Origin of the sequence: Streptomyces sp. RP5T (genome assembly GCF_003933965.1) — a bacterium.
Lineage (GTDB): Bacteria > Actinomycetota > Actinomycetes > Streptomycetales > Streptomycetaceae > Streptomyces.
This window is the reverse complement of record NZ_RSAJ01000001.1, coordinates 29008-43135: the sequence shown is the minus strand read 5'-3', so window position 1 is coordinate 43135 and position 14128 is coordinate 29008. Positions and strand designations below refer to the sequence as shown.

Annotated in this window: 10 protein-coding genes; all 10 read right to left on the bottom strand. The window is 71.7% G+C overall.

Annotated elements, in window-relative coordinates; genetic code table 11:
- Positions 1-158: 158 nt before the first annotated feature.
- The gene (locus EHS43_RS00175) at positions 159-1688 is read right to left on the bottom strand and encodes an FG-GAP and VCBS repeat-containing protein (RefSeq protein ID WP_125188231.1); all 1530 of its coding nucleotides are present in this window, start codon (positions 1686-1688) and stop codon (positions 159-161) included.
- Between the two features lie 101 nt (positions 1689-1789).
- Complete coding sequence (gene obgE, locus EHS43_RS00170; protein ID WP_125188229.1) at positions 1790-3226, bottom strand: GTPase ObgE; 1437 nt, start codon at positions 3224-3226, stop codon at positions 1790-1792.
- A 117-nt stretch (positions 3227-3343) separates the two neighbouring features.
- Positions 3344-3598, bottom strand: coding sequence for a 50S ribosomal protein L27 (gene rpmA / locus EHS43_RS00165; protein ID WP_030961848.1), 255 nt, complete (start codon positions 3596-3598; stop codon positions 3344-3346).
- 14 nt (positions 3599-3612) lie between these two features.
- Positions 3613-3933, bottom strand: coding sequence for a 50S ribosomal protein L21 (gene rplU / locus EHS43_RS00160; RefSeq protein ID WP_007381993.1), 321 nt, complete (start codon positions 3931-3933; stop codon positions 3613-3615).
- A 206-nt stretch (positions 3934-4139) separates the two neighbouring features.
- Positions 4140-4733, bottom strand: coding sequence for a dTDP-4-dehydrorhamnose 3,5-epimerase (rfbC, locus tag EHS43_RS00155; RefSeq protein ID WP_125188227.1), 594 nt, complete (start codon positions 4731-4733; stop codon positions 4140-4142).
- 10 nt (positions 4734-4743) lie between these two features.
- Positions 4744-6747, bottom strand: coding sequence for a glycosyltransferase (locus EHS43_RS00150; protein ID WP_125188225.1), 2004 nt, complete (start codon positions 6745-6747; stop codon positions 4744-4746).
- The gene (gene rfbD, locus EHS43_RS00145) at positions 6744-7640 is read right to left on the bottom strand and encodes a dTDP-4-dehydrorhamnose reductase (protein WP_125188223.1); all 897 of its coding nucleotides are present in this window, start codon (positions 7638-7640) and stop codon (positions 6744-6746) included. Before rfbD ends, EHS43_RS00150 begins: the two co-directional genes overlap by 4 nt.
- Positions 7637-8623: a dTDP-glucose 4,6-dehydratase gene (gene rfbB / locus EHS43_RS00140; RefSeq protein ID WP_020116357.1), complete on the bottom strand. Its 987-nt coding sequence runs from the start codon at positions 8621-8623 to the stop codon at positions 7637-7639. The genes rfbD and rfbB overlap by 4 nt, the downstream gene beginning before the upstream one ends.
- On the bottom strand, positions 8620-9687 hold the full coding sequence (locus EHS43_RS00135) for a glucose-1-phosphate thymidylyltransferase (protein WP_125188221.1): 1068 nt from the start codon (positions 9685-9687) through the stop codon (positions 8620-8622). Before EHS43_RS00135 ends, rfbB begins: the two co-directional genes overlap by 4 nt.
- Before the next feature lie 211 nt (positions 9688-9898).
- Positions 9899-13927 carry an Rne/Rng family ribonuclease gene (locus EHS43_RS00130; protein ID WP_125188219.1) on the bottom strand — a complete coding sequence of 1343 codons (4029 nt, stop codon included), beginning with the start codon at positions 13925-13927 and terminating at the stop codon, positions 9899-9901.
- Between the last annotated feature and the right edge of the window lie 201 nt (positions 13928-14128).

The following is a 14128-nucleotide window of genomic DNA, read 5'->3' as shown; positions in this document are numbered from 1 at the left end:
CTCACGCTTCGGGGTGATCCGTGCGTTGAACCAGAGTGTTCGCGTGCATGACAAATAGGTAGACAACAGAAGAGCCGTTGCGACTCGGGTATCACATGATGAACGTGATCCGGCCGCAACGGCCTTCAGGACACTGCCGACTGACGATCTTTTGGGTTCTAGTTGGCGAAGTCCGAGCCCAGACGGGCCTTCGCGGCGGTGGTGCCGAGGAGGGTGTGGCCGAAGGTGAACGTCCCTCCCCCAGAGGGGGCACCCCCAGGAGCAACGACGGTGGCCGGAACCGGCACACCGCCGGGCGAGACGACGTACTGCGCCCGGGACCGGAAGGACCACACGGACCCGGCGCCCGCGTTCTCGCCGGGCGCGCCGACCGCGAGATCGGCCAGTCCGTCGCCGTTCGCGTCCCCCGCATGGACGGCCCCGCCGAAGACGTCGCCCTTCTCGGCGGCCCCCGGCACACCCGTGGTGTTCTGCGTGACCACCTGGTGCGAGCCGGCCCCGGTCAGCCCGTCGGCCCGGCCGCTCAGCACGACGACCGCGCCCGCGTCCTTGACGGAGTTCGGCGCGGCGGCGGGGCCCAGGTCCTCGCCGGGCACACCGGTGATCACGTCCAGGTACCCGTCCCCGTCGACGTCCGCGAGCTGCACGTCGGTGCCGAAGCCGTCGCCCTTCTCGGCGGTGCCGGGCACCCCCGGGCTGTCCTGGTTGACGGCCTGCTCCGCCACTCCGTCAGGAGCGCCCGAGGTACCGGGGATCCAGGTGACCCGGCCGCCCTTGGCGCGGTAGGCGTCATGGTCGCTCTCGTAGCCGTCGACGGCCCGGCCCACCACGATGTCGGCGTAGCCGTCCCGGTTCACGTCCCCGACCGCGAGGTTCTCGCCGCCCTGGAGCGCGGCGCCGTCGATGTCCCAGACCAGGCTCCAGGGCGTGAGGCCGTCCTTGGTGCCCCACCAGTACGCGACCCGCCGGGAGTCGAAGGTGTCGGTGCCGGTCTGGGCGGCCACGACGTCGGTGATCCCGTCGCCGTTGAGGTCGCCGACGTCGAGGTCCAGGACGCGGCTGTCGTACCGGTCCCTCACCACCTGGCGTTCCCCGGTGGCCGCGCCGGAGCGGGTGAAGGGGCCGCCGGTCGCCACCAGGCCGTACCGGTCCACCGCGGTCAGCAGGTCGGTCGCCCCGTCCCCGTCGACGTCCCCCGCCGCGAGGTGTCCCGCGGCGCCCAGCCGGTCGCCGGCCGCACCGGAGGCGAGGGTGGCACCGCCCGCCAGGCCGCGGGCACCGCCCCAGACGACCTGCACCCGGCCGGAACCGCCGTCCTCGCCGCCCGCCCCCACGACCAGGTCGGTGTACCCGTCCCGGTCCAGGTCGGCGGCGGTGAGCGCGCTGCCGAGCCGGTCCCCGGCCTCGGCGGTGCCCGGTATCCCCGCGCTGTTCTGGCTGAACACCTGCTTCGTGGAGGACTTCAGGCCACTGGCCGACCCGTACAGCACCCCGACGAACCCGGCCTTCGCCTTCCCCGCGACGGTCCCGTCGGGCGCGCCCACCGCCAGGTCGGCGTAACCGTCCCCGTTGAAGTCGTCCCGCACCTGATGGGGAGCGGCCCCCGCGGCGGCCGGCAGGGCGACGGCCCCGCCGAGCGCCAGGACGACAGCGAGGCCCGTGCGCCACCCTCTTCGTTGTACGCGCATGCCGCATCCCTTCCTGTGACGGTCGTACGGATTGCCCGGTACGACTCACAGGAAGTGCGGTTGGTTGTCCTTCGGCGGGCCGGGGGTCACCCGCCGTTCACTCAGAACGGTTCGAAGTCGTCGAACTCCTGCGACGCCTCGTCGCGCTCGGCCTGCTTGTCGCGGCGGCGCTGGGCGGCGGGACGGGGAGCCTCGAAGCGGTGGTCCTCACCGCGTCGGCCGAGCATCTCGGCGCCGGCCATGACGGTCGGCTCCCAGTCGAAGACGACCGCGTTGTCCTCGGGGCCGATGGCGACGCCGTCACCCGAACGGGCACCCGCCTTCATCAACTCCTCTTCCACACCGAGGCGGTTGAGACGGTCGGCGAGGTAGCCGACGGCCTCGTCGTTGCTGAAGTCGGTCTGCCGCACCCAGCGCTCCGGCTTCTCGCCACGCACCCGGAACAGGCCGTCCTCCTCGCGGACCACGGTGAAGCCGGTGTCGTCCACGGCCTTGGGCCGGATGACGATCCGGGTCGCCTCCTCCTTGGGCTTGGCGGCACGTGCCCGGCCCACCAGGTCGGCGAGTGCGAAGGACAGCTCCTTCAGCCCCATGTGGGCGACCGCGGACACCTCGAAGACGCGGTAACCGCGCGCCTCCAGATCCGGCCGCACCATCTCGGCGAGGTCCTTGCCGTCCGGTACGTCGATCTTGTTCAGGACGACGATGCGGGGACGGTTGTCGAGGCCGCCGTACTCCCTGAGTTCCGCCTCGATGATGTCGAGGTCGGAGACCGGGTCGCGGTCGGACTCCAGCGTGGCGGTGTCCAGGACGTGCACGAGGACACTGCAGCGCTCCACGTGCCGCAGGAACTCAAGACCCAGGCCCTTGCCCTGGCTGGCGCCCGGGATCAGGCCCGGTACGTCCGCGATGGTGTAGACGGTCTCGCCGGCGGTGACCACGCCCAGGTTCGGGACCAGCGTGGTGAAGGGGTAGTCGGCGATCTTCGGCTTGGCCGCCGAGAGGACGGAGATCAGCGAGGACTTTCCGGCGCTCGGGTAGCCGACGAGGGCCACGTCGGCGACCGTCTTGAGCTCCAGGACGATGTCCTGGAGGTCGCCGGGCACGCCGAGCAGCGCGAAGCCGGGGGCCTTGCGGCGGGCGGAGGCCAGCGCCGCGTTGCCGAGGCCGCCGCGGCCGCCCTGGGCGGCGACGAAGGAGGTGCCGTGTCCGACCAGGTCGGCCAGGACGTTGCCCGCCCGGTCGAGGACCACCGTGCCGTCCGGCACCGGCAGGACCAGGTCCTGGCCGTCCTTGCCGGAACGGTTGCCGCCCTCACCGGGCTTGCCGTTGGTGGCCTTGCGGTGCGGGGAGTGGTGGTAGTCGAGCAGCGTGGTCACGGACTGGTCGACGGTCAGGATGACGTCGCCGCCCCGCCCGCCGTTTCCGCCGTCGGGACCGCCGAGCGGTTTGAACTTCTCCCGGTGGACGGAGGCACAGCCGTGACCTCCGTTACCCGCGGCGACATGCAGTTCGACGCGGTCCACGAAGGTGGTCATGGTTCGGTGCCTCCAAAAACGTCATGGGTACTACAGGCGTAACACGCGAAAGGCGGACCCGCCTTCCCACCAGGGAAGTGAGGTCCGCCTCGCGAAAAGTTCGGTCTGAGCCTGGGCTCAGGCGACCGGAACGATGTTCACGACCTTGCGGCCACGGTGGGTGCCGAACTGCACCGCACCGGCGTTGAGCGCGAACAGCGTGTCGTCGCCGCCGCGGCCGACGCCCGCACCCGGGTGGAAGTGGGTGCCGCGCTGGCGGACCAGGATCTCGCCCGCGTTGACGACCTGACCACCGAAGCGCTTCACGCCGAGGCGCTGAGCGTTGGAGTCACGACCGTTACGGGTGGACGATGCGCCCTTCTTGTGTGCCATCTCTCCTCAGTCCCTTACTTCGCAGCCGCGGGGATCTCAGTGACCTTGATCGCCGTGTACTGCTGGCGGTGGCCCTGACGACGGCGGTAGCCGGTCTTGTTCTTGTAGCGAAGGATGTCGATCTTGACGCCCTTGTGGTGGTCCACGACCTCGGCCTGGACCTTGATGCCGGCCAGAACCCACGGGTCGCTGGTCACAGCGTCGCCGTCGACAACGAGCAGGGTCGAGAGCTCGACCGTGTCGCCAACCTTGGCAGTGGAAATCTTGTCAACCTCAACGATGTCGCCGACAGCAACCTTGTGCTGGCGACCACCGCTGCGCACGATGGCGTACACGCGGATCTCACTCTCTCGCTCGGGGACGGCACCCCCGCAGTCCAGCCGCCCGGCAGAGCGAGCGGCCTCTCCCGGCCGGAACAGCGACCCGAGAGGAAGAGGTTTACGGGGATGTGGCGTGTCACCAGTGGACACGCCGACGGTCTAGGTTACGGGGCCGCGGCCGAACGGGTCAAACCGGGCCCCGTCGCGTTCAAACCCGCGCGTCAGGAGCCGAGGCTCTCGCGGTAGGCCACGCACTCCTCGTAGGAGGGCAGCAGTCCCTGCTCGCGCGCCTCGGCCAGGGTCGGCGCCTGCTCGTCCTTGGGGGACAGCAGCGGGGCGAGGCCCTCGGGCCACTCGATGCCGATCTCCGGGTCGAGCGGGTGGATGCCGTGCTCACGCTCGGGCGCGTAACCCTCCGAGCAGAGGTAGACCACCGTGGCGTCGTCGGTGAGCGCCATGAACCCGTGGCCGAGCCCCTCGGACAGGTAGACGGCGTGGTGGTCCTGGTCGTCCAGGCGGACGATCTCCCACTGGCCGAAGGTCGGCGAGCCCACCCGGATGTCCACGATCACGTCGAGGACCGCGCCGCGCACGCACTTGACGTATTTGGCCTGCCCGGGCGGCACGTCGGCGAAGTGGATGCCGCGCAGGGTGCCCCGGCTGGAGACCGACATGTTGGCCTGGGCGAGGCTCAGCGGATGACCCGCGGCCTCCGCGAAGACGGGGGCCTTGAACCACTCGTGGAAGCTGCCCCGGCCGTCGGGGAAGACCTTCGGCTCGAACACCCAGGCACCGGAGATCGAAAGGGGTCGCATCGCGGGGGTCTCAGCCCTTCTTCTGGTTGGTCAGGGCGCGCTTGATACGCCCGGCGGCCCGGCGCCACAGCGGGCGCGGCGCGGCGGCCTTCTTCTGGGGGGCGGCCGCCTTCTTCGCGGCCGGCTTCGCGGACGGAGTGTGCCGGTCGATCACCTTGGCACCGCCGGAGGCGTCCACCACGACATCCACGGGCAGCCGCGTCCACTTGCGCTCACCACGGGCCGCGGAGGGCACACCGATCCGGACCGCCCAGCGCATCCCGGTGAGCTGCTCCAGCGGCAGCGTGGCGGTGAGGGTGCGGCCGTCCAGGACGGCGTCGGCCGGGTACTTGCCGACGTTCTTGCGCTCGAAGCGCAGCTGGACGGGGTCACCGCCGGTCGCGGCGAGGTGCAGCGGCAGGGGCAGCCGTACGGCGGAGCCCTCGACCGTGGCGTCGGCGGGCGGCATGATCGCCACCGCCTCGCCCTCCAGCTTGTTGGTGTGCTGGTCCACGTCGAGCGAGAGGTTGCCGGGACCCTCGGTCCAGTACGGCAGCACGAGCCGCTTGGGCTCGCCGGTGAGGGCGGCGAGGCGGCCGGCCTCGACGTCCTCACCGCGCACCGCGCCGAGCCGGGTCTCCTTGCTCCAGCCGCAGGACTTGATCCTGAGGTGCAGGTCCCACAGGCCCTTGTCGAGCGGGGCGCCGGAGGCCGCGGTCTCGGGGTCGAGTTCGGCGCGGGCGGAGATCCGCTGCCGGAGGACACCGTCACCGGCGGCGATCTCGTGCGGCTCGCTCGTCACGGGCAGGTAGAACTGCCGGGCGTCCTCACGGTGGCGCACGACGAGGTCGACATCGCTCTTGTCGAGCGGGGCGTCCAGCTTGATGCCCTGCTCGGCGAGGGCCTCCAGGGCCTCCTCGGGCAGCGGCAGGCCGAGCAGCCGGCGCTCGCCGTCACGGCGGAACGTCATCGGCTCGCCGTCGATCCGGAGCTCGGAGTCGAAGCCGACCTTCAGGGTGCCGTCCTGCCACTCCAGCGAGGTGAGTTCGCCGGTGGGCTTGATCCCGGCCTCCCACTCGGCGAGCGTGCGGATGTCCTGGTAGCGGTCGGCGAAGACCAGCCCCGCGACCACCTTCTGGGTGAGTCCGAGACGGGCGACGACACCGGGCCCGAAGCGCTCGGTGACCACCTTGTGGATCTCGGTGTACAGCTCCTCGGCGTAGTCCTCGGGGAGTTTGAGCAGGCGCTGGCCGCGCAGCCGCTCGACCATCTCGTTGCGCAGCCAGCGGCTGAACAGCTTGTCGCGCAGCGCGCCGGGCTCGGTCAGCTCCTCGACGACGTCGAGGGCCTCGCGCAGGTTGCCGAAGTAGCCGACCGGGTCGAAGCGCTGGAAGCCCGCGTTCGAGCCGTCGTCACGGGTGATGTGGTAGTAGCAGAGGTAGTCGCCGAGCACGGCGACGCTCTTGGCCCGCAGGTAGGCCTCGACGACGAAGACATGGTCCTCAAGGCGCCGGCGGCCCTCCTTGAAGCGCATGTTGTGCTCGTTGAGGAACTCCCGCCGGAACATCTTGTGCGGGGTGAGGCTGTCGATCAGCGGCGCGTTGGACACGGTGGCACGCGGCCGGTTGACCCGGAACAGCTCCTGGGGCACCGGGCGTCCGATGCCCGCCATCTTGCCCACGACCACGTCGGCCTCGTTGACCTTGCCGTAGTCGTACATCCGCTCAAGAGCCTCGTCGCCCAGCCAGTCGTCGTGGTCGACGAACATGACGTACTCGCCCCGGGCGGCCTCGATGCCGGTGTTGCGGGGCTTGCCCGACCAGCCGGAGGACTCCTGGTGGATGACGTGGAAGTGCGGGTGCTCGGCGGCGAGCTGGTCCAGGCGGGCCGGGGTCTCGTCGGTGGAGCCGTCGTCGACGAAGAAGACCTCGAACTCGTCCGGGGTCAGGCTCTGCCGGAGCAGGCCCGTGATGCAGTCCTCGACGTATTTGCCGGGGTTGTAGACCGCGATGACGACGCTGACCTTGACCGTCACGCCGTGTTCTCCTTCAGATGGACCCGGTGGATCTCCGGGAAGGCCTCGGTGAGAGCCGTGCGCCAGTCGCGCAGCGGCTCGATGCCGGCCTCGGCGAACCGGCCGTGACCGAGGACGCTGTAGGCGGGACGGGGAGCGGGGCGTACGAACGCGTCGCTGGTGGTGGGGCGGACCCGCTCCGGGTCGGCGCCCAGCAGGCGGAAGATCTCCTGGGTGAAGCCGTGCCAGGTGGTCTCGCCGGAGTTGGTGCCGTGGTAGGCGCCGGCCGGGGCGGTGCCGGCCAGGGCGCCCAGGCCCAGCTCGACCAGCAGGCCCGCGAGGTCGGCGCTGGAGGTGGGCTGGCCGCGCTGGTCGTCGACGACGTCGAGGGTGTCCTTGACGCCCTCCAGCTTGATCATCGTCTTGACGAAGTTGGGGCCGCCGGTGCCGTAGAGCCAGGCGGTGCGCACGACGTAACCGCGCTCGTACCCGAGGACCGCCTTCTCGCCGGCCAGCTTGGTGCGCCCGTAGGCGCTGCGGGGCGCGGTGGGCGCGTCCTCGGCGTACGGCTCGGTGGCGTCCCCGGCGAACACGTAGTCCGTGGAGACGTGCAGCAGGACGGCGCCGGTGCGGGCGCAGGCGTCGGCGAGGTGGCGCGGGCCGTCGCCGTTGATGGCGAGCGCCTCGTCCTCACGGGCCTCGGCGTCGTCGACGGCCGTCCAGGCAGCGCAGTTGACGACCACGGCGGGCCGGTGCTCGTCGAGGGCCGCGTCCACCGCGTCGGCGTCGGTGAGGTCCAGCGCCTTGCGGTCGAGCGCGACGTACCGCTCCCCCGCCCGGTCCAGCCGGGCCAGGACGTCCTGGCCCAGCATGCCGCCCGCGCCCGTGACCAGCCAGGTGCGGTTGCCGGTCACAGCGCGGCACGCTCCTTCAGCGGCTCCCACCAGGCGCGGTTGTCGCGGTACCACTGCACGGTCTCGGCGAGGCCCTGCTCGAAGCTCTTGCGGGGCTCGTAGCCGAGCTCCTCGCGGATCTTCGTGCAGTCGACGGAGTAGCGGCGGTCGTGGCCCTTGCGGTCCTCGACGTACTCGACGCTGGTCTCCCAGTCGGCGCCGCACGCCTTCAGCAGCAGCCCGGTGAGCTCCTTGTTGGAGAGCTCGGTGCCGCCGCCGATGTTGTAGACCTCGCCGGCGCGGCCCTTGGTGCGCACCAGCTCGATGCCCTGGACGTGGTCGTCGATGTGCAGCCAGTCGCGGACGTTGCCGCCGTCGCCGTACAGCGGGACCTTCTTGCCGTCGAGGAGGTTGGTCACGAAGAGCGGGATGACCTTCTCGGGGAAGTGGTGGTGCCCGTAGTTGTTGGAGCAGCGGGTCACGCGCACGTCCAGGCCGTGGGTGCGGTGGTACGACAGCGCGATGAGGTCGCTGGACGCCTTCGCCGAGGAATACGGCGAGTTGGGCTCCAGCGGGTGCGTCTCGGGCCAGGAGCCCTCGTCGATCGAGCCGTAGACCTCGTCGGTGGAGATGTGCACGAAGGTCTTGATGCCCGCGCGGTGGGCCGCGTCGATGAGCGTGTGGGTGCCGACCACGTTGGTGCGCACGAACTCGGCGCCGCCGTCGATGGAACGGTCGACGTGCGACTCGGCGGCGAAGTGCACCACCTGGTCGTGCTCGGCCATCAGCTTGCCGACCAGCTCGGGGTCGCAGATGTCGCCCTGCACGAAGGCGAATCCGGGGTGCTCGCGCACCTCGTCGAGGTTGGCCGGGTTGCCCGCGTAGGTCAGCTTGTCGAGGACGGTGACCGAGACGTCACCGGGGCCCTCGGGGCCGAGCACGGTACGGACGTAGTGCGAGCCGATGAAGCCGGCACCGCCGGTCACCAGAATCCGAGTGGTCATGAAGAGATCTGCACCTTGCTGTGATCACCGAGCACGAGCCGGTGTGCCTTGGGGTTGCGGGGCGCGGGCGTGACCTCTACGTCACGTCCGATGAGCGAGGCCTCCACGCGGCGCACGCCGGTCACGGAGGAGCCGCGCAGCACGATGGAGTACTCGATTTCGCTGTCCTCGATCCGGCAGTCCTCGGAGACGGACGTGAACGGACCGATGTACGCGTCGTTGACCACCGTGCCGGCACCGATGATGGCAGGCCCCACGATCCGGCTGCCACTGACGCTGGCACCCGCCTCGATGCGGACCCGGCCGATGATCTCGCTGGACTCGTCGACCGTGCCCTCGTTCACCGGCTCGACGGTCTCCAGGACCGACCGGTTGACCTCCAGCATGTCGGTGACGTTGCCGGTGTCCTTCCAGTAGCCGGAGATCGTTGTGGAGCGGACGTCACGCTTCTGGTCGATCAGCCACTGGATCGCGTGGGTGATCTCCAGCTCGCCGCGCCAGGAGGGCTCGATGGAGCGGACGGCCTCGTGGATGGCCGGGGTGAAGAGGTAGACACCGACGAGTGCCAGGTCGCTCTTGGGCTGCTTCGGCTTCTCCTCCAGGCCCACCACCCGGCCGGCGCCGTCGAGTTCGGCGACACCGAAGGAGGTGGGGTTGGGGACGCGGGTCAGCAGGATCTGCGCGTCGGGCCGCTCGGCGCGGAACTCGTCCACCAGACCGGTGATGCCACCGACGATGAAGTTGTCGCCGAGGTACATGACGAAGTCCTCGTCGCCGAGGAAGTCCTGCGCGATCAGGACGGCGTGGGCGAGGCCCAGCGGGGCTTCCTGCGGAATGTAGGTGACCTTGATCCCGAACTGGGAGCCGTCACCCACCGCCTCGCGGATCTCCTCCGCGGTGTCGCCGACGACGATGCCGACCTCGCTGATCCCGGCCTCGGCGATCGCCTCCAGGCCGTAGAACAGCACGGGCTTGTTGGCGACCGGCACCAACTGCTTGGCGGAGGTGTGGGTGATCGGGCGGAGGCGGGTGCCCGCTCCCCCGGAGAGCACGAGAGCCTTCACGAAAATCCCTATTTGTCTAAATTAAGCGTCAATCTCGGCTCACATCATAACCCTGTGCACAGGCCGGGGATTCACCGGCCATTCACATGATCGATCACCGGTTGACAACTTTCCGTTGGCCGCAATACCCACAGAATCACGAAATCCGCCCCCGGCGAACCGGGAGCGGATTTCGATCTTCAGACGGCTGAAACTGTGCGGTGACCGCCCGTCAGGACTCGTCGGCCTGGCCGGAGACGGACGGCGACGACTGCTGCTCGGCCGCCACCGTCTTCTTGGCCGCCGCCTTCTTGGCGGTCGTCTTCTTGGCGACGGTCTTCTTCGCGGCCGTCTTCTTGGCGGTGGTGGCCTTCTTGGTCGCGGCCTTCTTCGCCGTGGCCTTCTTGGCCGTCTTCCGGGCCGTCTTCTTGGCCGGAACCGTTTCCTCCACGGGCTCCTCCGCGGCGACCGGCTCGGCCGGCGCCTCCGCCGAGGGCACGACCACGACGGCCGCCTCCTCGGACGCGGTGGGCGCGGTGGCCTTGCGGACGGCACGGCGCCGCGGACGGGCCGGGGCCGCGCTCTCGGCGGACGCCTCGGGCTCGGGCTCGGGCGACACCGCCGGTGCCTCCTCCGCCGGTGCCTCGGCCACCGGCGCGGCCTCGGCGACCGTCACCACGGTGGCCTCCGCCCCGGCGGGCGACCCGGCGGGCGCGGACACCTTGCGGGTGGCCCGACGACGGGTACGGCCCTTCGGTGCGGCCTCCTCGGCGGGAGCCGCCTCGACCACCGGGTCCTCCGCCGCGACCGGCACGGCCTGCGCCTCGGCGGCCGTCTCCGGCTGCACGGGACGCTCGGCCTCGACCTCGGCAGGCACCGCCTGAGCGGTCGGCACCTCGGCGTTCTCGGAGACCGGGCCCACCTCGACGGCCGGCTCCTCGGTCCCGCCCGACCTGCGCGACCCGCCGCGCGGCGCACCGGCCGGAGCCGAAGCCCGACGGCTCGTCCGGCGACGACCCCGTCCGCGCGTGGCCGCGGCCTCCGCCTCGGCGACGCTGCTGTACAGCTCCTCGTCCGGCGCGAACTCGGTCGGCGCGAGCGAGATCGGCTCGGCCACCTCCGCGGCGACCTCCGCCTCGGTCTCGGCCTCGATCTCCTCCGGCGCCTCCACGACGGCCGCGGCCTCGTGGGTGTGCTCGTGCCCGTCGCCGCCGCGCCCGCGCTTCTTGCGCTTGCCGCCGCCACCGGCGGAGGTCGGCTGCTCCATGTGCACGATGACACCGCGGCCGTTGCAGTGCACGCAGGTCTCGGAGAAGGACTCCAGCAGGCCCTGGCCGACCCGCTTGCGGGTCATCTGGACCAGGCCCAGCGAGGTGACCTCGGCGACCTGGTGCTTGGTCCGGTCCCGGCCCAGGCACTCCAGCAGGCGCCTGAGCACCAGGTCCCGGTTGGACTCCAGGACCATGTCGATGAAGTCGATCACGATGATGCCGCCGAGGTCGCGCAGCCTGAGCTGACGCACGATCTCCTCGGCCGCCTCCAGGTTGTTCCTGGTGACCGTCTCCTCCAGGTTGCCGCCCTGGCCGGTGAACTTGCCGGTGTTGACGTCGACGACGACCATGGCCTCGGTCCGGTCGATCACCAGCGAACCGCCGCTGGGCAGCCAGACCTTGCGGTCCAGCGCCTTGGCGAGCTGCTCGTCGATCCGGTAGGTGGCGAAGACGTCGACCTCGGAGGTCCACTTGGACAGCCGCTCGGCGAGGTCGGGCGCCACGTGGGAGACGTATCCGTGGACGGTCTCCCAGGCGTCCTGACCGCTGACGACGACCTTGGAGAAGTCCTCGTTGAAGATGTCGCGGACGACCCGGACGGTCATGTCCGGCTCGCCGTAGAGCAGCGTCGGGGCGTTGCCGCTCTTGGCCTTCTTCTGGATGTCCTCCCACTGCGCCTGCAGCCGCTCGACGTCACGGCGCAGTTCGTCCTCGCTCGCGCCCTCGGCGGCGGTGCGCACGATGACGCCCGCGTCCTCGGGGACGATCTTCTTGAGGATGGTCTTCAGACGCGCGCGCTCGGTGTCGGGCAGCTTGCGGCTGATGCCGGTCATCGAGCCCTCGGGGACGTACACGAGGTAGCGGCCCGGGAGGGAGACCTGGCTGGTCAGACGCGCACCCTTGTGCCCGATCGGGTCCTTGGTGACCTGGACGAGCACGGGCTGGCCGGACTTGAGCGCGGACTCGATGCGGCGCGGCCCGTTGGCCATGCCGAGCGCCTCGAAGTTCACCTCACCGGCGTACAGCACGGCGTTGCGGCCCTTGCCGATGTCGATGAAGGCGGCCTCCATCGACGGCAGGACGTTCTGGACCTTGCCCAGGTAGACGTTGCCGACGTAGGAGGTGGCCTGCTCCTTGTTGACGTAGTGCTCGACGAGCACGCCGTCCTCCAGGACGCCGATCTGGGTGCGCTCACCGCTCTGCCGGACGACCATCACGCGCTCGACCGCCTCACGGCGGGCCAGGAACTCGGCCTCGGTGATGATCGGGACGCGGCGGCGGCCCTGCTCGCGGCCCTCGCGGCGGCGCTGCTTCTTGGCCTCCAGACGGGTCGAGCCCTTGATGGACTGCACCTCGTCGGACGGCTCCGCCTTCGGGCGCGGCTCGCGCACCTTGACGACGGTCCGCTCGGGGTCGCCGTCACCGGGCTCGGTGTCGGCGGAGGAGTCCCCGGCCCGGCGCCTGCGGCGACGGCGGCGACGGCTGCTGGAGCTGGAGCCACCGGCCTCGTCGGAGCGGGCGTCCTCGTCGTCCTCGTCGTCGTGCTCGTCGTCGTCCTGCGCGGACCGCCCGGTCTCCTCGGCGGGTTCGTCGGAGTCGTCCGCGTCCTCGTCACCGGAGGCATCGGCGGACTCACCGCGGCGACGGCGGCGGCCACCGCGCCGACGGCGGCGCCGCGACCCGGTCTCCTCGGTGTCGTCCCCGTCGGCGGAGTCCTCGGCCGACTCATCCGTCTCCTCTTCCTCGGCGACCTCGACGACGGCCTCGGCGGCGGTCTCCTGCGCCTCGGGCTCGTCACCGGCACCCCGGCGCCGACGGCGGCGCCGCGAGGCGGTCTGCTCCTCGGCGGCGGTCTCCTCGACCGGCTCGACGGACCGGACGGGCTCGCTCTGCCCGGCCTCCGCCTCCGCGGCGGCCTCGGCGGCGGCCCGCTGCGGGGTCTGGAACTGCGGTTCGGTGAAGACGGGCGCCTGGAACACGGCGACCGCGGGGCGCGCCGGCCGGCGCGGCGAGCCGTCCTCGTCGTCGGCACCGGCGGCGGCACCGCGCCGCGCGGGCTCGGAGAACCCGGTGGCGGCCTGCCGGACGGACCGACGACGCGCACGACGCGGGGCGGCCTCCTCGACGGGCGCCTCAGCGGCGGGTTCCTGTACGGGGGCCTCGACGGCGGGCTCGGACGGCGCGGCGTCCACAGCCTCCACGGCCTCGCCCTCGGCGGCACCGGCGGGCGCGGACACGCGACGCGTGGCACGGCGGCGGGTACGACGCGGGGCCGCGTCCTCGGCCTCGGCGGGCTCGGCGGGCGCTTCGGCGGCCACCGGCTCGACGGTCTCGGTGACCTCGGCGGCCTCGGGAGCCCCGGCGGGCGCGGCGGCCCGTCGCGAGGCCCGGCGGCGCGTACGGGGAGCGGGCGCGGCGGCCTCGTCGGCAGGTGCCTCGTCGGCGGCGGGCGTCTCGGCGGTCACCGGGGCCTCGCTCTCGGCGGATTCGTCGGCCGCGGGCGTGGCGGCGGGCGTGGACACCCGACGGGTGGCACGGCGGCGGGTACGCGCGGCGGGCGGGGCCGGCTCCTCGGCCTCGACGGCGGGCGCGCTGTCGGCGGCCGCGGTCTCGGCGGGCGCCTCGGCGGCGGCCACGGGCAGCACGGTCTCGGCGGCCTCGGCAGCCGCGGGCGCCCCGGCAGGAGCGGAGGCCCGGCGGGTCGCACGCCGACGCGGACGCGCGGCGGGCGCGGCGGCCTCGGCCGGCTCCTGAGCCTCGGGGCTCCCGGTGGCCGCGACGTTCTCGTCGAGCTTCTCCTCCTCGTCCGTGACGAGGTCCTCCGCCTCCGCGGCCGGTATGGCCGGAGCGACGACCTCCTCACCGCCCGCGGCGGCGGCGACCGGCGGTCCCGCCGGCCTGGACGCGGCACGGCGCCGACGACGCGGCGGCAGGGTGTCGCTCGGAGTGTTCTGTTCGGAACCCTCGATGGGTTCGGTCGGTTCGAGCATGCGGGCTTGTCTCCCGTCAGGCTCCCGGGCGCCGCGCCTGGTCCGGCGAGGATGCCGGTGACGTCCGCGGCTCGCGCGATGCGCGGTGCCGCCGTCCGGGGCGCGGGCGCCGCACGGGAGCTCTCTGTGTCCTGTCTCGCCGGTTCCGTACGCCCTTGCTGGGTACGGCCTGGCGAAAGTCTTGTGGTCGGTGCGCTGCCC

Excerpts from the sequence above, each read along its gene's own strand:
- EHS43_RS00175 (WP_125188231.1), bottom strand. The coding sequence starts at position 1,688 with ATGCGCGTACAACGAAGAGGGTGGCGCACGGGCCTCGCTGTCGTCCTG.
- obgE (WP_125188229.1), bottom strand. The coding sequence starts at position 3,226 with ATGACCACCTTCGTGGACCGCGTCGAACTGCATGTCGCCGCGGGTAAC.
- rpmA (WP_030961848.1), bottom strand. The coding sequence starts at position 3,598 with ATGGCACACAAGAAGGGCGCATCGTCCACCCGTAACGGTCGTGACTCC.
- rfbC (WP_125188227.1), bottom strand. The coding sequence starts at position 4,733 with ATGCGACCCCTTTCGATCTCCGGTGCCTGGGTGTTCGAGCCGAAGGTC.
- rfbB (WP_020116357.1), bottom strand. The coding sequence starts at position 8,623 with ATGACCACTCGGATTCTGGTGACCGGCGGTGCCGGCTTCATCGGCTCG.
- EHS43_RS00130 (WP_125188219.1), bottom strand. The coding sequence starts at position 13,927 with ATGCTCGAACCGACCGAACCCATCGAGGGTTCCGAACAGAACACTCCG.